Annotated in this window: 18 protein-coding genes; 13 read left to right on the top strand and 5 right to left on the bottom strand. The window is 62.3% G+C overall.

The genetic code is table 11. The features are described from left to right. Positions 1-409 precede the first annotated feature (409 nt). Positions 410-1,822 carry a dihydrolipoyl dehydrogenase gene (gene lpdA, locus BQ4436_RS00915; RefSeq protein WP_176754776.1) on the bottom strand — a complete coding sequence of 471 codons (1,413 nt, stop codon included), beginning with the start codon at positions 1,820-1,822 and terminating at the stop codon, positions 410-412. Between the two features lie 107 nt (positions 1,823-1,929). Here lpdA and BQ4436_RS00910 point away from each other — a divergent pair, with 107 nt between their 5' ends. From BQ4436_RS00910 to BQ4436_RS00860, 11 genes are all read left to right on the top strand, one after another. Continuing rightward, positions 1,930-3,204: an alpha/beta hydrolase gene (locus BQ4436_RS00910; protein ID WP_070975186.1), complete on the top strand. Its 1,275-nt coding sequence runs from the start codon at positions 1,930-1,932 to the stop codon at positions 3,202-3,204. A 603-nt stretch (positions 3,205-3,807) separates the two neighbouring features. Beyond that, the gene (locus BQ4436_RS00905; protein ID WP_255366076.1) at positions 3,808-4,947 is read left to right on the top strand and encodes an alpha/beta hydrolase; all 1,140 of its coding nucleotides are present in this window, start codon (positions 3,808-3,810) and stop codon (positions 4,945-4,947) included. Positions 4,948-4,963: 16 nt separating this feature from the next. Further along, entirely contained in the window at positions 4,964-6,145 is a 1,182-nt protein-coding gene (locus BQ4436_RS00900) for a hypothetical protein (RefSeq protein ID WP_070975185.1), read from the top strand. A gap of 6 nt (positions 6,146-6,151) precedes the next feature. Next, positions 6,152-7,138 (top strand): dTDP-glucose 4,6-dehydratase, encoded by a 987-nt coding sequence (rfbB, locus tag BQ4436_RS00895; protein WP_070975184.1) that lies wholly within the window; start codon positions 6,152-6,154, stop codon positions 7,136-7,138. Continuing rightward, positions 7,138-8,430 (top strand): dTDP-4-dehydrorhamnose reductase, encoded by a 1,293-nt coding sequence (rfbD, locus tag BQ4436_RS00890; protein WP_070975183.1) that lies wholly within the window; start codon positions 7,138-7,140, stop codon positions 8,428-8,430. The genes rfbB and rfbD overlap by 1 nt, the downstream gene beginning before the upstream one ends. Before the next feature lie 10 nt (positions 8,431-8,440). After that, the gene (locus BQ4436_RS00885; protein WP_070975182.1) at positions 8,441-8,788 is read left to right on the top strand and encodes a hypothetical protein; all 348 of its coding nucleotides are present in this window, start codon (positions 8,441-8,443) and stop codon (positions 8,786-8,788) included. Between the two features lie 4 nt (positions 8,789-8,792). Further along, the gene (rfbA, locus tag BQ4436_RS00880; RefSeq protein ID WP_070975181.1) at positions 8,793-9,641 is read left to right on the top strand and encodes a glucose-1-phosphate thymidylyltransferase RfbA; all 849 of its coding nucleotides are present in this window, start codon (positions 8,793-8,795) and stop codon (positions 9,639-9,641) included. Positions 9,642-9,652: 11 nt separating this feature from the next. Continuing rightward, on the top strand, positions 9,653-10,444 hold the full coding sequence (locus tag BQ4436_RS00875; protein ID WP_070975180.1) for a glycosyltransferase: 792 nt from the start codon (positions 9,653-9,655) through the stop codon (positions 10,442-10,444). Between the two features lie 13 nt (positions 10,445-10,457). Continuing rightward, entirely contained in the window at positions 10,458-11,141 is a 684-nt protein-coding gene (locus BQ4436_RS00870; protein ID WP_070975203.1) for a glycosyltransferase family 2 protein, read from the top strand. Beyond that, a complete protein-coding gene (locus tag BQ4436_RS00865) occupies positions 11,138-11,479 on the top strand; it encodes a DUF2304 domain-containing protein (protein ID WP_070477332.1) in 342 nt (113 codons plus the stop codon). Before BQ4436_RS00870 ends, BQ4436_RS00865 begins: the two co-directional genes overlap by 4 nt. Then, positions 11,472-12,203 carry a DsbA family protein gene (locus tag BQ4436_RS00860; RefSeq protein ID WP_246814886.1) on the top strand — a complete coding sequence of 244 codons (732 nt, stop codon included), beginning with the start codon at positions 11,472-11,474 and terminating at the stop codon, positions 12,201-12,203. Before BQ4436_RS00865 ends, BQ4436_RS00860 begins: the two co-directional genes overlap by 8 nt. A gap of 7 nt (positions 12,204-12,210) precedes the next feature. On the opposite strand, the gene BQ4436_RS00855 is transcribed toward BQ4436_RS00860, so the two are convergent. Then, positions 12,211-13,023, bottom strand: a complete 813-nt coding sequence (locus tag BQ4436_RS00855) for a GDSL-type esterase/lipase family protein (RefSeq protein WP_070363231.1) — start codon at positions 13,021-13,023, stop codon at positions 12,211-12,213. A 67-nt stretch (positions 13,024-13,090) separates the two neighbouring features. On the opposite strand from BQ4436_RS00855, the gene BQ4436_RS00850 reads away from it, so the two are divergent. Continuing rightward, positions 13,091-14,638 carry an AMP-binding protein gene (locus BQ4436_RS00850; RefSeq protein WP_070975179.1) on the top strand — a complete coding sequence of 516 codons (1,548 nt, stop codon included), beginning with the start codon at positions 13,091-13,093 and terminating at the stop codon, positions 14,636-14,638. A gap of 15 nt (positions 14,639-14,653) precedes the next feature. Here the strand turns inward: BQ4436_RS00850 and BQ4436_RS11830 are convergent, their stop codons facing one another. Continuing rightward, complete coding sequence (locus BQ4436_RS11830; RefSeq protein ID WP_143000746.1) at positions 14,654-14,839, bottom strand: hypothetical protein; 186 nt, start codon at positions 14,837-14,839, stop codon at positions 14,654-14,656. Positions 14,840-15,086: 247 nt separating this feature from the next. Further along, positions 15,087-15,533, bottom strand: a complete 447-nt coding sequence (locus BQ4436_RS00840; RefSeq protein ID WP_143000745.1) for a Panacea domain-containing protein — start codon at positions 15,531-15,533, stop codon at positions 15,087-15,089. Positions 15,534-15,951: 418 nt separating this feature from the next. Here BQ4436_RS00840 and BQ4436_RS00835 point away from each other — a divergent pair, with 418 nt between their 5' ends. After that, positions 15,952-16,611: a hypothetical protein gene (locus BQ4436_RS00835; RefSeq protein ID WP_070975177.1), complete on the top strand. Its 660-nt coding sequence runs from the start codon at positions 15,952-15,954 to the stop codon at positions 16,609-16,611. A gap of 14 nt (positions 16,612-16,625) precedes the next feature. Here the strand turns inward: BQ4436_RS00835 and BQ4436_RS00830 are convergent, their stop codons facing one another. Further along, positions 16,626-18,188: an alkaline phosphatase gene (locus tag BQ4436_RS00830; protein WP_083329367.1), complete on the bottom strand. Its 1,563-nt coding sequence runs from the start codon at positions 18,186-18,188 to the stop codon at positions 16,626-16,628. Between the last annotated feature and the right edge of the window lie 110 nt (positions 18,189-18,298).

Here is an 18,298-nt window from a genome sequence, read left to right as displayed (position 1 = left end):
TGGCGACACCCTGCACATATTCAGTATGAGAACAAACCAAGGTAAACCTAATTTGTGATGTTACTCACGACCTGCGCGTAACGTCTATAAAATCTTCGAACTACCCCCAAAGGCCGGTAGTCAAGAGTCTGCTTCAAACATCGGGAAATGGGAGGGTGAGCGGTCCTTTTACTACCCCGTCAGCGCGCCCCCAAAACGTTCGAAGCGTGCGCTTAGAAGCGTGCGATGCAGGTCGGCAAAAATCGGATAGAGCCGGCCAAAAGAGGCGACCAGCATCGCACTCCTTTAACACCTCGACCGGAGCAATGTATGAAGGCGCGAAGGCAGGGCAACTGAGCGAGGACCCCACCCGCACAGCGCAAAACCCGGCCCCACCAACAGGCGGGACCGGGCGTCGAGAAGAAAAAGGCTACAGGTTGATCATGTGGCCTTCAATGCCGTGGGCTGCTTCCTTCAGCACCTCGGACAGGGTTGGGTGAATGTGGATGGAGCGCGCGATTTCGCCGGCGGTGAGGTCGAAACGCTGGGCGAGGACGACCTCTGGCAGCAGCTCGGCAACGTTGGCGCCAACCAGGTGAGCGCCGAGGATCTCGCCGTATTCGGCGTCGGCGACGATCTTGCCGAAGCCCGCGGTCTCAGCCAGACCGACTGCCTTGCCGTTCGCAGAGAACGGGAAGGTCGCAACCTTGATTTCGCGGTCTGGCCACTTCTCCTTCGCCTGCTCCTCGGTGTAACCCATGGAGGCGACCTGAGGGTTGCAGAAGGTGGCGCGTGGCGTCATCATGTAGTCCTCGATTTCGAGGGTTTCGGCACCCGCGATGGTTTCGGCGGCGATGATGCCCTGCGCCTCCGCAACGTGCGCGAGCTGCAGCTTCGCGGTGACATCGCCGATGGCGTAGATGCCGTCAACGTTGGTGCGCATGCGGTCATCGATGGCGATGGCGCCACGCTCGGTGAGCTCGACACCAGCCTTGTCCAGGCCGTAGCCCTCGACGCGCGGGGCAAAGCCGACAGAGATCATGACGCGCTCAACGGTGAGCGTTTCAGTCTTGTCGGTGCCATTCTTCTTGACGTCCACCTCGACCGAGTCGCCGTTGTCGCGCACGGCAGTGGTTGCGTGGCCGGTCATGAGCTTGACGCCGAGCTTCTTGTACGCCTTCGCGATCTCCTTGGACACGTCCTTGTCCTCGTTCGGCAGGACGCGATCCATGTACTCGATAACGGTGACGTCCACGCCGTAGTTGGACAGCACGTACGCAAACTCCATGCCGATAGCGCCCGCACCCACAATAACCATGGACTTCGGCGCGTCCTCGTTAAGAATCTGCTCCTCGAAGGACACAACGTTCTTGCTCAACTCGATGCCTGGCAGGGTGCGCACGACGGAGCCTGTCGCGATAATGCAGTTGTCGAAGGTGACAGTCTTACCCTTGTCGTCGCCTTCGGTGATCTCGATCGTCTTGGAGTCGGTGAAGGAACCAACACCGTGGATCTCCTGGATCTTGTTCTTCTTCATCAAGTAATGCACGCCGCCGACGATCTTCTCGGAGACCTTGCGGGAGCGCTTATGGGCGTCTTTGTAATCGAATTCGACATCACCCTTGATGCCGAACGTCTTCGCTTCATGGTTGAAGATGTGAGCGATCTCCGCGTTCTTAATCAACGACTTCGACGGGATACACCCAACGTTGAGGCACACACCTCCCCAGTACTGCTTCTCAATGACCGCAACCTTCAGGCCCAGCTGCGCTGCTCGGATGGCGGCGACATAGCCACCAGGGCCAGCGCCGAGGACAACAACGTCATAATGCTCTTTAGTCACGCCACATAGAATACGTTGCTTGTAACGTTTTCGCTTCAATATCGGACACTTTAATAGAATGCTTGAAGGACCCCCTTCACCGCTTACAAATAGTTGAGGAGCACCCCGTGAATATTGCGCGTCCAGCTATCGCCGGAGCCGCCGCCGTAGCGATCGCTGCAGGAGGCTGGTATGCCGTTACACCATCCGAACAGGCAACGACTATTTCTGCCGCCCAGAGCGTAGAGGAGACGTCGATAAGTGAAGCGACGACGACCTCTTCCTCGAAGACCACCACGACCACAACCCAGGTTGAGGAAACGACGGTCGTCGAAGTCGTCGAGGAAGACAGCACCGAACCCACGCTTGACGACGCCGACATCCCCACAGCCGAGGGTGCCGAAACCACAAACGATGCCGTCGCGCGCGTAAAGAAGCTGGAAACCGCACCGCAAAAACCCAGCGGCGGCGATCAGTACTGGTTCACCAACATCGACGGCATCCGCGGCTCCGAGAAGCTCAGCGTCTACTCCCCCGCTATGGAGCGCGACATCCCCGTCGGCGTGATCCGCGCTGGCGTACCGAACGCACCGACCATCTACCTCCTCAACGGCGCCGGTGGCTCCGAGCAGGATACTGACTGGATCGCGCAGGCCGGAACCGTGGTGAAGAAGGTCTTCGAAGACGAGCCGGTCAACGTCGTCATCCCGATGGCGGGTGCGTTCTCCTACTACATCGACTGGCTCTACGAGCCGAACTCCCGCTACCTGCAGGGCAAACAGCTGTGGTCCACGTTCCTGGGCTCCGAGCTTCCTGACGCCATCGAGCCCTACCTCGAGGCCAACGACAAGCGCGCCGTGGTCGGGTTCTCCATGTCCGCCACCTCAGCCCTCCTCCTTGCCGAGCACAACCCGGGCAAATACGCCGCCGTCGGCTCCTTCTCCGGCTGCGCCGCTACCTCGACGGGCATCCCGAACGGCTGGGTCAACCTCACCGTCAACCGCGGCGGCGCCAAGCCGGAGGAGATGTGGGGCCGCGCCGGCAGCGAGTACAACCGCCACAACGACGCCCTCGTCAACGCCGAGAAGCTCAAGGGCACCAAGCTGTACATCTCCAGCGCAACGGGCCTTTTCGCCGAAAGTGACACCGTCGGCTTCCTCCGCAAGACCCGCGACATGGACTTCGTCCAGGCCTCCGCGAACGCCCAAACCCTCATCGTCGAGGGCGGCGTGATTGAAGCCGCCATGAACGCCTGCACCCACGACCTGCTGGTCAAGCTGAAAGCCAACGACATCCCTTACAACGCCAACCTGCGCGCCACCGGCACCCACTCATGGCGCATCTGGAAGGAAGACCTGGAGCTGTCCTGGAAGCAGACCATCAAGCCGGCGCTTGGGCTCTAACTCCCACCCCAGACACCAAATTCCTTCACGCTCCCTTCGGCGAACTGCGGAAACGCAAACCATCCCGCCGAAAACTAGGAATTTGGTGCGCTCCCTGGTCGACCAGTGCCAAAGGACGCAACCCTTAACATCTAGCACTTTTCTCACCTGCAGGTTTGAATGTCTAGCCTAAATAAGGTTGCGCCCTTTGACACTCCAGCGTTTCCACAAGACACCAAATTCCCTCACGCCCACTCAGCCACCCGGGGAAACGCCTCAGCCTCCTCCCAACCCTAGGAATTTGGTGCGCAGCGCCCTGCACGAACCACAAAACCCGCCGCACCACCCAACAAAAGGTGGCGCGACGGGTTCAAGCGGGCCGAGCCTCTAGAACAGGCCCATGCCGTATGCGATGGTGGAAGACGTCGAGGAGCCGAAGTGGATCAGCTCACCGAGGACGTTGTTGATGGCGACCTGCATGGACTCGATCGGGTTCATTGCAACTACCTTCTTTCAAAGAGAAATTCTGTAAGAACGAAATACTTCCCACATTCTTGCACGAAACGCCGAACAAAGTGACACCAGAAGCCCCAATTGCCACATCTGTAAAGTAGGATGGCTTCCATGTTGAAGCGCATCACTCGTTCGGTTGTGGCTACAGCGATGGCTGTGGCCATTCCTTTGTCGGCACTCCAGGCGATCCCAGCAGTTACGCCAGCAGCATCGGCCCAGCCCGTGGGTACGGTGAAGCCCTGGAACGCAATTGCGAATCCACCGTTGGCGAAGACGGACGGGAAGCCGCAGAAGTGGGTCGAGAAGGTTGACCATAAGCAGGTGTTGAGCTTCTTGGTGTATTCGCCGTCGATGCGCCGGGATATCCCGGTGGCGGTGTTGCCTGCGACGAATACTGCGGGGCAGCGCGTGCAGAACGCGCCGACGATTTACCTGCTGAACGGCGCTGGTGGTGCGGAGCAGCACCAGGACTGGTTGAGCATGAGTGATGCTCGCGAGTTTTTTGCAGGCAAAGGCGTCAATGTTGTGATTCCGCAGGAGGGCGCGTTTTCGTACTACACGGACTGGGTGAGTGACAATGTGCGCTCGCGCTACATTAATGGTCCGCAGAAGTGGGAGACGTTCCTGGTGAAGGAGTTGCCGGGCCCGATTGAGGGCCTGCTGGGGGCGGATAAGAACCGTCGTTCGATTGTGGGATTCTCCATGTCGGGAACCACGTCCCTAGTGTTGCCGACGCACTACCCGGGGTTCTATAAGTCGGCAGCGTCGTTCTCGGGGTGTGCGGCGACGTCGACGCCTGAGGCGTACCAGTTTGGCCGGATTACGGTGAACCGGGCATCCGGAACGTTGGATTACCGCACGGTGACGCCGGAGATGATGTGGGGCCCGATGGGCAGCCCGAATAACCGCTATAACGATGCGCTTGTCAATGCGGAGAAGCTGCGCGGGACCCGCTTGTACATTTCGACGGGCACTGGTCTGGCGGGCCGCCAGGATCAGGTGAGTTACTTGGTTGGTCAGGGGCTTCCGCAGCCTGCGGCGAGTGTCGGTTCGGCGATTCTGCAGGTTGAGGGCGGCGTGATTGAGGCTGCGATTAATAAGTGTTCGCATGATTTGCGCGCGAAGCTGGAGGGTCTGAATATTCCGGCGCAGTATGAGTTCCGGAATGCGGGGACGCACTCGTGGCCGTACTGGCGCGAGGATCTGCACAAGGCGTGGTTTACCACGATCGCGCCGTCGTTCGGAATGTAAGGCGATGTAACGCCAGGTGAAGCACCTTTCTTTTGCCACGCTGTTCGCGGCGGTCAGCGGCTTTGTGGTGTTGTGGGTGGCGTCGAAGGCGCTCGACGCCGACACGGCCTACCGCTACTTCGCTGCGTATTGGGGGTTGTTCTTCGCGTCCACTGGGCTTATTGACGGCCTCACCCACGAGACGACCCGCGCCGTCGCTGCGGCGCGCGAGGATGCCCGACGGGGTTCGGCGAATCCGTGGTGGTTGGGAGCCTGGACGGCGCTGGTGGTAGTCGTCGTGGTGACTGTCGCGGGTGCGCTGTTCATCGGCACCGTTGTTCCCGGGAGCACGCTGACGGCTACTGCCTTGCTGCAGGTTGGCTTGGTGATGTATGTGTTCCAAGCTGTGCTGGGAGGGGTGCTCAGTGGCGCGCAGTTGTGGGAGCGTTACGCGGCGTTGGTGGCGTTGGATTCGGGTGTGCGGCTGGTGTTGGCGTTGGCGGCGTGGGCGCTGGGGTGGGGGCTGCCTGCGTTTCTTGTGATTACGGTGGTCGGCGCGTTGAGTTGGCTGGTGGTGTTGCGTCGGGAGCATTTGCGGGTGCCGTTGGATGTGCATCGTGGGGTGTTTGTGCGTCGAGTGTTGACGGCGATGGTGGCGTCGGGGGCGTCGGCGGCGCTGATTACGGGCTTCCCGACGGCGGTGAACGCCGCGTTCCCGCAGGCGTCGGTGGCGGCGATTATGAACGCGGTGATTTTGACGCGGGCGCCGGTGTTGGTGCCGTTGCAGCGGTTCCAGTCGGCGCTGGTGGTGAGGTTTGTGGAGCGTCGAGAAGCGTTGTTTGCGGCGTTGGTGCAGCCGGTGGCTGCGGTGCTCGGACTGGGCGTTGTGGGCTTCGCCGCGGCGTGGGCGGTGGGCCCCTGGATTCTAAAACTGGCGTTTGACCCGGAGTTTTACGTCGATGGGTTGACGCTTGGGGTGCTCACGTTCGCGTCGGCGTTTATGGGCGCGCTGATTATTACGGGGGTGGCGGTGCTGTCGCTGGAGCGGCACGGCTGGTACGTCGCGGGGTGGCTGACGGCGACGGCGGTGGCGTTCGCGGTGCTGGGGGTGATGCCGCGGCTCGTGGGTGTCGACGTCCACTCCGTCGTGGTCACGGCCTTGTTCGCGGGCCCGCTGGCGGGGGCGGCGGTACATTTGGTGGCGCTCCGGCTAAGGTAGAAGCCCATGGGAACAATGCTGGTCACTGGTGGTGCGGGCTTCATCGGCGCGAATTTCGTGCGGATGGTCACCGAGCGCACTGACTACAAGGTCACGGTCCTGGACAAGCTGACGTACGCGGGCAACCCGGCGAATCTGCGGGGGTTGGACGTGGAGTTGGTGGAGGGGGACGTCGCTAATGAGGCGCTGGTGGGTGACTTGGTGGGGGCGTCGGATGTGGTGGTGCATTTCGCGGCGGAGTCGCATAACGATAATTCGTTGGAGGACCCGTCGCCGTTTATTCACTCGAATTTGATCGGCACGTATGTGTTGTTGGAGGCAGTGCGCAGGCACGGGGCGCGGCTGCACCACATTTCCACGGACGAGGTGTTCGGAGACCTGCCGCTGACGGGCAACGAGAAGTTCACGGAGGCGACGCCGTATAAGCCGTCGAGTCCGTATTCGGCGACGAAGGCCGGCTCGGATCATTTGGTGCGGGCCTGGATCCGCAGTTTTGGTATTCAGGCGACGATTTCGAACTGCTCCAACAACTATGGGCCGTACCAGCACGTGGAGAAGTTCATCCCGCGCCAGATCACGAACATCCTGTGCGGGCAGCCCGCGAAGCTGTACGGCACGGGCGCGCAGGTGCGTGACTGGATCCACGTCGACGACCACAACGACGCCGTGCTGACCATCCTGGAACGCGGCAAGCTGGGTGAGACGTATAACATCGGCGCGGACAACGACCACACCACGAACAAGCAGGTCATCGAGATGATCTGCGAGCTGATGGGTGGCGAGTACGAGCACGTCAACGACCGCCCCGGCCACGACCAGCGCTACGCGATGGACTCCACGAAGCTCACCAACGAGCTGGGGTGGCGGCCGCGTTACACGAAAGATCTGCGCGATGGGCTGCAGCAAACCATCGAGTGGTATCGCGAGAACCGCTGGTGGTGGGAAGGGGCGAAGGGGGACGTCGAGAAGCGTTATGAGGCGAGAGGACAGTAATGATTGCTGGGTTGGAAGTCCACGAGCTTGCGGTGCACCGGGATAACCGCGGCTGGTTCAAGGAGAACTGGGCCGGGCAGAAGCTGGTGCCGGTGCAGCAGAATGTGAGTTTCAACGCGCGGCGCGGGGCGACTCGCGGCATGCACGCGGAGCCGTGGGATAAGTGGGTGTCGGTGGCGTCGGGCCGCGTGTTTGGGGCGTGGGTGGACATGCGCGAGGGCTCAGCGACGTTCGGGGAGACGTTCAGCTGCGAGATCGGCCCGGAGACGGCGGTGTTCGTGCCGCGCGGGGTGGCCAACGGCTTTCAGGCGCTCGAGGACGGCACGACGTACATTTACCTGGTCAACGAGCGTTACCAGCCCGGCGCGCAGTACGCCTACTGCTCCTACAGGGAGGTCGAGTGGCCGCTGGAGCCCACGGAGCTTTCGGAGGCTGACCTCACCCACCCCATGCTTGTCGACGCCACCCCAGTCCCCCAGCGCAAAATCCTCGTGACGGGCGCGAACGGCCAGCTGGGCCGGGCGTTGCAGGAGCTCTACGGCCCGGAGGAGGCGGAGTTTCGTACGCGGGATGAGCTGGATATTACGAAGCTGGAGGGTGTGGACTGGTCGCAGTACTGGGCGGTGGTCAATTGTGCGGCGTATAACGATGTCAACGGCGCGGAGGATGACCCGGCGGGCGCGTGGCGTGTGAACGCGGAGGCCCCGGCGCGGCTGGCGCGGGTAGCCAATGAGCACGACTTGGTGTTGGTGCACGTGTCCAGCGACTACATCTTCGACGGCACGCAGGAGGTACACACGGAAGAGGAGCTGCCGAGCCCGCTGAGCCGCTACGGGGCGTCGAAGGCTGCCGGGGAGACGGCGGCGCAGGTGGCGCGCAAGCACTACGTGGTGCGCACGTCGTGGGTGTTCGGGGACGGGGCGAACTTTATGGCGACGATGCGCTCCCTCGCGGAGGCCGGCGCAAAGCCGCGGGTGGTGAAGGACCAGCGCGGGCGGCCGACGTCGGCGGAGGACCTGGCGAAGGGCATCCGCCACCTGCTCGCCAACGAGGCTGCGTACGGGGTGTACAACATCACCTCGGATGGGGATTCGGTGGGCCGCGACGAGATCGCAATGGCGGTGTTCATCGGGATGGGCAAGGACCCCGCACAGGTACACCCGGTGACCTCAAAGGAGTACGAGGACAAGGCGCCACGGCCTGCGGAATCGACGCTTGCGCTGGACAAGATTAAGGCGACGGGCTTTGCCCCCATGAACTGGAGAGCTGCGTTGGCGCTCTATCTTGGGTAGGTTGTACTGCATGAATCGCACTTCTCTTGCAGCTCTCGCGGTGGCGGGGGCACTGGTGGTGGCAACCCCGGCGTTCGCTTCCACGCAGACTTCTACTCCTTCGACCCCGTCTGCCCCTTCGGCCCCGGCAACCACCACGGTCACCGTCACCCCGACGGTGACGACGACGGTCACCCCGACGGTTGAGGCCACCACGACGACGAACACCGCTCCGACGGACCCGGCGATGGCGCTGTCCGCGGGCGACACGTCGAACGTGTCCACCCCGGCGCTCGTCCTGTTCATCATGGGCATTCTGACCACGGTGCTGGCTGTGATCGAGAAGCTGCCGCTGGATAAGATCCTGCCGAAGCGCTAAGTCGATGAAGGGCATCATTCTGGCCGGCGGGTCCGGCACCCGGCTCTACCCGATTACGAAGGGTATTTCGAAGCAGTTGATGCCGATTTATGACAAGCCCATGATCTACTACCCACTGACCACGCTGATCAGCGCTGGTATCCGGGAGATCATGGTGATCACCACGCCGGAGGACGCGCCCGCGTTCCGGCGCCTGCTCGGCGACGGCTCCGACTGGGGCATCATGCTCCACTACGGCATCCAACCCTCCCCCGACGGCCTTGCCCAGGCGTTCCTGATCGCCGAGGACTTCATCGGGGATGACTCGGTGGCGCTCGTGCTGGGTGACAACATTTTCGACGGCGCCCTGGACTTAAGCCATGACGGCACCGGCGGCACCATCTTCGCCTACGAGGTCTCCGACCCGCACCGCTACGGCGTGGTGGACTTCGACGCGAATGGCGTGGCCACCTCGATTGAGGAGAAACCGGAGCACCCGAAGTCCAACTTCGCCGTCGTCGGCCTGTACTTTTACGACAACCAGGTCGTGGACATCGCGAAGACGATCACCCCGAGTGCCCGCGGCGAGCTGGAGATCACCAGCGTGAACGAGGCGTACCTCAAGGCGAACCAGCTGCGGGTCCACCGCTTGAACAGAGGGGATGTGTGGCTGGACACCGGCACGATCGACTCGATGGCGGAAGCCTCCGCCTACGTGGAGGTGCTGCAGAAGCGCACCGGGCTGGTGATTGGCTCGCCGGAGGTCGCCGCCTACGAGCAGGGGTTCATCTCTGTGGACAGGCTGGTCAGCCTGGGTGAGTCCATGGTGAAGTCGGGCTACGGCACATTTCTTCTCGACGCCGCGCGCAACTAGTATCGGTATCCATGTCCACCGTTACAGCGCTCCTGTCTGCCTACCACGGCACCGTTCCTGACCAGCTCGCCGAGGCGCTACAGTCCCTCGCTGAGCAGACCCGCCCCGCGGACGAGGTCGTGGTCGTGTTTGATGGGCCGGTGGCGGATGGGGTCGAGGGGGTCGTCGAGAAGTATGGGGCGCGCGTGGTGCGCTGTGCCGAAAACCGCGGTGCTGGCCCCGCGCTGCAGGCGGCACTGGAGACGATCGACAGCGAGTTCGTGGCGCAGCTCGACTCCGACGACAAGGCGTTCCCCCAGCGCATCGAGCGACAACTCGAGTTTTTGCAGCAGCACCCCGAGGTGTCGGTGGTGGGCACCGCGGTGCAGGAATTCGACGGGGAGCGCACCGGCGGCATCCGGCGCCTGCCCGAGCACCCCGCGCACTACGCCAAGATGAACTCCCCCATGAACCACCCTTCCGTGATGTACCGCACCGCGGACGTCAAAGCTGTGGGCGGCTACCAGGACGTGCACCTCATGGAGGACTACGACCTCTTCGCGCGCCTCATCGCCGAGGGCTACACGCTCTACAACATGCAGGAGCCGCTCACCTACTTCCGGGTCACCGACGAGCAGTTCGACCGCCGCACCGGCAGCGACATGTTCACCTCCGAGGTAGACATGCAGATCCGGCTGGTGCGCTACGGGCTGATCGGGCGCACGCGCGCGATGGTGAACGTCGCGGTGCGCACCCTCTACCGCCTGCTGCCGAAGCCTCTGCTGAAGCGCGTTTATGCGCGGCTTTTCCACCGCGGCGGGTAACATCTGCGTCAACATGAATGACGACACTTGGCTCATCATCCCCTGCTATAACGAGGGCCCCGTTATCCAGCAGGTTATTGAGCATGCGCGGGCTACGTTCCCGAACATCGTGGCCGTCAACGACGGCTCCCGCGACAATTCGGCCGACGCCATCCGCGCCGCCGGGGCCCACTTGGTCAATCACCCGGTGAACCTGGGCCAAGGCGCTGCGATCCAGACCGGGGTGGAGTACGCGCGGGCCCAGCCGGGTGCGAAGTACTTTGTCACCTTCGACGCCGACGGTCAGCACCAGGTCAAGGACGTGCTGCGCATGGTGCAACGCCTGCGCACGGAGCCGCTCGACATCGTGGTGGGCACCCGCTTCGCCGGCCAAGACACCTCGCAGGTGCCATGGATCAAGCGCGTGGTGCTGCGCACGGTGGTGATGCTCTCGCCGCGCACTCGTCGCCTCGGGCTGAGCGACGCCCACAACGGCCTGCGCGCCTTCAACCTCAAAGTGGCCAACGAGATGAACCTGCGGATGAACGGGATGTCGCACGCATCCGAGATCGTCGCCCTGATCGACCAGCGCAAGTGGCGCGTCGCCGAGGAACCAGTGGAGATCCTGTACACCGAGTACTCGATGAGCAAGGGCCAGTCGCTGATCAACGGGGTCAACATCCTGGCCGACAACATCGTGGCAGGGAGGCTCCCATGATCCAATTCGCGCTGATCTGCGCCACCGTCCTGTTAGCGCTCTACTTTTTTGCTAACCGCCGAAAGGCGAACGCGAAAGCGTGGGTGAAGATCGGCTTCGGCGCGATGTTCATCGCCGCCATCTGGGCGATCCTGCGCCCCGACGACGTCACCATCCTTGCCAACTGGTTGGGTGTTGCCCGCGGCACGGACCTGATGCTGTACGTGCTGATCATCGCGTTCTTCTTCACCACCATCTCGACCTGGACCCGGTTCCGTGAGCAGGAGCTGCGCTACGCTCGTTTGGCGCGGGCGGTAGCATTACAAAACGCAGAACAACCAAAGGAGCACCATGAGTGATACCAAGATCCCACCACTGATGTGGGCATTTACGGCAGTATTGGCGGTCGGCACCGGGGTGGGTGGCTACGTCATCGGCGCAAACTCCGCGACACCCGCCACGGAGACCGCCCAGACTGCACCGTCTCAGGCCGCCGAAGAGCCTGCCGCCGAACCGACTATGAACGAGGCCGCCGCCGAGATCGAGCGCCGCGACGCCAACGACCCAATGGCCCTCGGCGATGTCGACGCCCCCGTCGTCCTCTCCGAGTTCTCCGACTGGGACTGCCCATTCTGCATCAAGGCCAACGTTGAGATCATGCCGCAGATCATCAAGAACTACGTCGATGAGGGCAAGGTGCGCATCGAGTTCAACGACTTCGTAGTTAACGGCCAGGCCGCCGTCGAAGCAGCCCGCGCCGGCCGCGCTGCCGCCGACCAAGGCAAATTCTTCGAGTACCAAGACGCCTACATGGCAGAGGCCATCAAGGCCAAAGGCCACCCCGACTTCGACATGGAGGACTTCGTCCGCTTCGCTGAAGCCGCAGGCATGCCGGACATGGAGAAGTTCAAGGCCGACGCCGCCAGCGACAAGTACGACGCCGCCCTGCAGGACGCCAACAACCTAGCGCAGCGTGCAGGCTTTAACTCCACCCCGTCCTTCCTGGTCAATGGCCAGGAAATCATCGGCGCGCAGCCTTACGAGGCCTTCGAGCAGGCCATCGAGGACGCGCTGGCCAAGTAGCTAGTTTCTAGGAATGCGCGATGACGTCCGCGACGTGGGCGTGGCCGCGCTGGTTCACGTGCAGCGGCATGTTGCGTGGCGAAGGGCCGAAATCGACCAGCCCGGCCCACATCCGGATGTGGTCCGGGGCACACATGTTGTTGTTCCACGTGGACGGCTTCAGGTCCAAAAATTCGACACCCGCTGCGCGCGCCAGGTCCACCTGCATCCACTGCGCGGTGTCCTCCCACGCTTGCACGAAGGGCATCGGGGTGGCGTCGTGCATGTTGTTGCCCAGCTGAAACAGGCACACGCGGTCGCCCTGCGTGATCTTCGGGTAGCCGACAATCTGGATGCGCGCGTTCGGCGCCGCTGCCCGGATACGGTTCACCTGCGGCACCATCGCGTCGACGAAGGCGCGACGCACCTGCTCCGGGGACCGGCCGCCGGTCGAATAGGTGTCATTGAAGCCGGTCGAGATGATGACGCGGGCCGTTGCCGGGTTCAGGGCGCGGTCGCGCAACGCGCGGTCAACCTGCAGGGAGAAATAGGGGCCAACGCGAGTTGAAACGGTGCCGGCACAGGAGTAGTCCATTGCCCGCAACCCGAGGCGCGCAGCCGCCTGCTTGCCCCAATTCCTCGCACCGGTTGGGCACCAGACCTTCGCATCCGAGGAGCCTTGTGGCGTGGCGCCGATTTTTCCTGCCGCCCAGTCGTGGACTGTTGGGTCGGCAATGACTGAATCGCCGAAAACCACCATGTTACGCGGCTGCGCGGTGGCCTGCGCTGGCACAATGGCCAGCGCGGTCGCGACGATCGCCGCCGTCAACTTACGAAACACAAGTGCACTTCTTTCACATCTACAACAAGAACTACGCCTACTTTGCCAGATGTCATAGAATAGAGCAATGTTTCTCCGCTTTCTCAGGGCCACCCACCGCGCCGGAATGATCAGCCTCGGCAACAGCCCGAAAGCAGCGCTAGGGGTTATACCAAATCTGCTCCGCTTCCATTTCACCACCGCCCGCGCCATCGAACAGGGCTACCTCGCCGCCCCCGAGCGCACCGCCCTTATCGACGACGCCGGCCTCCTCACCTACCGCGACCTCCGCACCCAAGCGCGCAACGTCGCCAGCTGGGTCCTCAGCGTCACCGATCAGCCGCGCATCGGCGTCATCGCCCGCAACGGACGCGGCATCATCCTGCCGCTGGGCGCCAAAGGCTACACCGGCGGCTCCATCTTCCTCCTCAACGTCGGCTCCTCCACCGAACAGCTCCGCGGGTGTATCGAGGAAAACGACATCAACGTCCTCTTCACCGACGACGAGTTCCTGCCCCGCATCCCAGACATGGGCACCGCCATGGTGGTAGTTGACGAGGCGAAGTTGGCGTCGATAAGTATGGGTGGCGGCGACGCCGCGCTGCCGCTGTTCCCGAAGCACGGCGACATCGTGCTCATGAGCTCGGGCACCTCCGGCATCCCCAAAGGCATCCTGCGCGCCGAGCCCGCCCTCCCCATCGTCGCCGCCGGCTACCTCGAAGCCATCCCGTTTCGCGCCGGCGACACCGTGCAGATGACTGCCTCCATGTTCCACACCTGGGGCTGGTCCGCGCTCAACATCACACTCGGGGTCGGCGGCACCATCGTTACGCAGCGTGTCTTCGACCCTGCCAACGCCTTCCGCCAACTCGAGCACTTCCGTTGTGACGGCCTCATCTCCTCCCCTATCTTCCTCAAACACATGCTTGACCTCGAGGAGGACTACGACACATCGCGCCTGCGCTTCATAGGCACCGCCGGCAACGCCCTGACCCCACTCCTCGCCGAGCGCCTCATCGACCGTTTCGGACCCATCGTGGCCAATATCTACGGCTCCACCGAACTCGCCCTCGCCGCAGCCGCCGACGCCACCACCGTCGCCAACGACCCGACCTGCGTCGGCCGCGTCCCACCCGGCACCACCCTGCGCATCTACGACGACGCAGGCCGCGAAGTCCCCACCGGCACCGTCGGGCGCATCTTCCTCAACAACGAAACCGCCCTGCGCGGCTACACCAACCCCGACACGCCCATAGTCACTATCGACGGCCTCATCGAAATGGGCGACCTCGGGTACTTCGACAACCAGGGCCTCCTGCACGTCGTGTCCCGCAGCGACGACATGATCATCGTCGGCGGCGAAAACGTCCACCCCCAATCCGTCGCAGCAGTCCTCGAGCGCATGCCAGGTATCGACGACCTCTACGTCGGCAGCGTCGACGACCCCGACACGTTCAAACGCGTCGCCACCTGGATCGTCCGCGCTGACGATCCAGACGGCCAGGCGCTGACGGCTGCCAGCGTCCAGGGCTGGGTCCGCGACCACCTCGCCGAGCATTCCGTTCCGCGCGACGTCCACTTCGTCGACGCGCTCCCCCGCAACGCCACCGGCAAAGTGGTGCCGCGGGAGTTGTAAGGGAGGCGGTGTTGGCTAACGCCTGTTCTTCCCATCATGGGAATACAGCGTGTTGAACTTCGACTCAATCCAGATCACTTCAAAGGTGTTTGCAATACGAACCCCGACCTGCGGTAAGCGTTCATGATGTCGGAAGACGATCAACTTGGAAGCCGGATCCATCCAGGCTGGAAGCGCTGGGATGATCGCTGATGCAGGCAAGCTTTCGGATCCTAGCCCATGCCGGTCAGCACCTCGTAGCTCGTCCCAGAGCATAGTGCTTCTCTTCTCCCATTTTTGTAGGAACGAATGCGCCATCTCTGCAGAAATGGTGTCGATTCCCCACCCACGCTCAAGTAACCGGAAACTAAGAGCCGGGTACCCGGGGTTCTCTGGCGCAGTACTTGGCCGAATCCCAGGATTGTCTTTTGGCGGCGTCCCCCTCCGCTTTTTCTTCTTCCCCATTTCTTTAATCCGCGCTGAAGAATTCTTTCAGGGCAGCTTCGGTAATCTCGACATTTTTACCGGCATAGAACGCTTCGCGCCAAGGTTTTTCCGAGTGCGTCTTTTCACGCAAGGCCCACGCAGAGTAGATACCGTATTTGCGCCACACAGCTACCAGCTCATCCTGGATATCAGCGTAATCATCCCAATTAAAGTCCTCAGGAATGAAAGCGTCAGGATCAATGGGGTTACGCCCATACTGCTTGGTCGCCTTGTAGACGTCAGCAACGACGGGACCATGCTGCCATGCCTGGATCTCATCAGAAAACAGTTTGGTTCCAGCCGATCCGATGTGTTCGCCCTGCGCATAGTACAGGAGCTTCTGGAGCTTGAGCTGCGACAGATCCGCATCCATCTGTTCTGCCCACGCTACAAACCAGTGTGCGATCTCAAGTGCCGTCCTTGTACCCACGTTCGTTCCCCTCACAGCTTGGTCATTACTGTATTACTGATCAACTGTACTCAGCGTTCAGACATGAACACGGTGACCAGTAATACCAGGCCGTTCTCGTTACAGCGTCCAAATTCAGAATTGCGTTCATCCTAGTCGCTCACGCCTGCAATCTCGATACTCACTTGCATTGTTTTCGTTCCGGTCGAGGTCTTAGAAGCGTGCGATGCTGGTCGCCGAAAATCAGCCAGACGGGGCGAGGAAGCGCGACCTGCATCGCACTCCTTGAACACCTCGACCGGAGCGAGAACCGCCCGGAGACCAGCCGCAGACCACCCCCACCTACCCCCGTATTCCCACGTTAACGCTGTCACAACATGCGGTGTCGGAAACTAAACACGTACGCCCGGTACACCCACTCGACCTCAAGGAGGACACCATGAAACGTATCGTTACCTGCGCTGCTGCCGCCGCGATCGTGCTCGGCACCATTGCCGCGCCCGCCCAAGCCGCGACGGTAAACGTGAAAGACAAGGACGGCATGTGCACTGTGCAGCTCTCAGCCGACGAGCAGCGCTTCGTGAAGGCCTGGTTCGATGAAGCGAAGATGATTGGCGCTCATGAGCAGGCACGCGACTTCGTGGCCGCCGTGGATGCTGCTTACCCGGACGCCACGAAGCGGCCCGCGAAGCTCGCCGAGAAGTACGCCGAGGCGCAGAAGACGGTGAAGGAGACGAAGCCGACGAAGGAGGGTTCGCTGGAGGACATCGACCCGGAGACACGCAAGGTCGGTCCGGAGATGAAGCGCGCTGAGGTGCCGTTTGGCGTCGAGAAGAGTGATGAGGCGCTGTATAAGGCGTGGGCCGCCACGCCAGCTGGGAAGGTCGCCGAGAAGCAGGCAATGCTTGACGACGCCGACTCCGCCGCGGCCGCTGCCTGCGCGAAAGGCGCTCAGGCGGATGTTGCGTACCCGACGGCGGAGCCGGAGCTGAACGTGGCGGCGATTGTTGGTGGCGTGATCGCGGCGGTGCTCGCGATCATCGGCCTGATTGCTGCGCTGCCGAAGCTCGGCGTGAAGTTGCCGATGCTTCCTATGTAGACAGGTAGTAGCTGCTAGAACTTAGGCAGTTGCGTGCGCAGGTTGTCCACCAGGGATGGTGCTGCCTGTGCGATCACAGCCAGTAGACCGGCGACTCCGAGGATGGACAGGATGGCGATGAGCCACGGGGAGTCGGCGGAGGAGCCGTCGGCAGGCTTCTTGTCGTCTGCTGGCTGTTCGCCGTTCCACCACTTGTCCAGGGTGAGGCGGGCGACGGTGGTGTTGTCGATGTAGGAGCCGCGGATCTTGTCAGTGTGCTTGGTGGATGCTTCGTAGATGTCGTCGGCACCTGCGCCCTTGTACCAGAAGCCGACGAGCTGGTTGGTGTGGTTGTCGGAGTTGTAGGTGTGCTCCGGCTTGGCACCCTTGGCGCCGCTGAGCTCGCTGTACTTGTCGGTATCCTGCGGGCCTGCGAGGTAGCCGGTTTCGTGGTCGGCGGTGACGATGAGCAGGGTGTCCTCCCAGGAGGAGTTCTCCTCGACCCACTTTTCGACGGCCTCTACCGCGTCAAAGAAGTCGATGGTCTCCTCGATGGAGCGGCCGATGGTGTTGGCGTGGCCGGTCCAGTCGATGGCGCCGCCTTCGATCATGAGGTGGAAGCCGTCTTTGTTCTGGTTGAGGGTGTTCAGAGCGCCGAGCGACATGGTAGCCAGAGACGGCACGCCCTTGTTGAACTCGGTGATGTACGGGCCGACGTTCGCCTTGTCTTCGCCGTCGGAGCCTGCGCGGCCCTGCTGCAGCGTGTTGGCCACGGGGGCGAGGCCGAAGACCTTCTTGGCGTCCTTGTTGGCTGCCTTGGCGAGGGACTCGAAGTCCGCCTGGTCGGTGACGAGGCTCCAGTCGGTGTCGCCGTTGGCGACCTTGTTGTAGGTCTCCTCGGTGATGTACTTCGGGTTGAACTTGTCGGTCTTTTGGGCGTTGTCGTCGTAGAGTGGGTGGCCAGCACCCATGATGACGGACAGTGGGCTGTCGGGCCCGAGCATTTCGTCGGCGAGCTGGGTGTAGTTGCTACGGTTCTCGTTGTGGCCGCCCCAGCCTGCCGGGGTGGCGTGGTTGAACGGCACAGTGGACACGACGCCGGCGGCCTTGCCCTGCTTCACGGCGCGCTGGGAGGTGTTCTCCAGTTTCTCACCCTTGTGGTCGACGCCGATCTTGCCGTTGTCCGTCTTGACGCCGGTGCCCATGGCGGTGGCGGCTGCGGCGGAGTCGGTGAAGTTCTTGTTGATCCAGTCGCGGTCGCTCCACGCCTTGATTTCGTCGTACTCGTTGCCGTACTGGAAGGTGGTCATGGAGGTGTGCTTCCAGCCCTTGTCCTCCTGCTCGAAGGCCTGGACTGGTTTGCCGTCGACGTTGGAGATGCTGTTGATGCTGTTTTCGCCGTTGAGCATCCACTTGGACTGGCCAGTCTGCCACAGGTTGGCTGCTGCGACGTGGTTGTAGCCCATGCCGTCGCCGACCATGTAGATGATGTTCTTCGGCGCCTTCGGTTCAGCGGCGTGCGCAGGCGTTGCGACGACAGCGAGCGCCACCACTGCGGACGTTGCTGCAGCGGCGACACGTGGGTTGGTAAAAGCCATGAGTTTCCTTCACAGAATCAGTACTTGGTTTTAAGCCGCCGGGTTGGCGACACAACGATTCTGCGAAAGCAATGTGAGTTTCCGGAGACATTCCGGTTATGTTTGGCGCA

This window comes from Corynebacterium sp. MC3 (assembly GCF_900099485.1).
Classification (GTDB): Bacteria; Actinomycetota; Actinomycetes; order Mycobacteriales; family Mycobacteriaceae; genus Corynebacterium; species Corynebacterium pseudogenitalium.
Note: the sequence above shows the minus strand (reverse complement) of the source record. Positions and strands in the feature narration are given on the sequence as shown.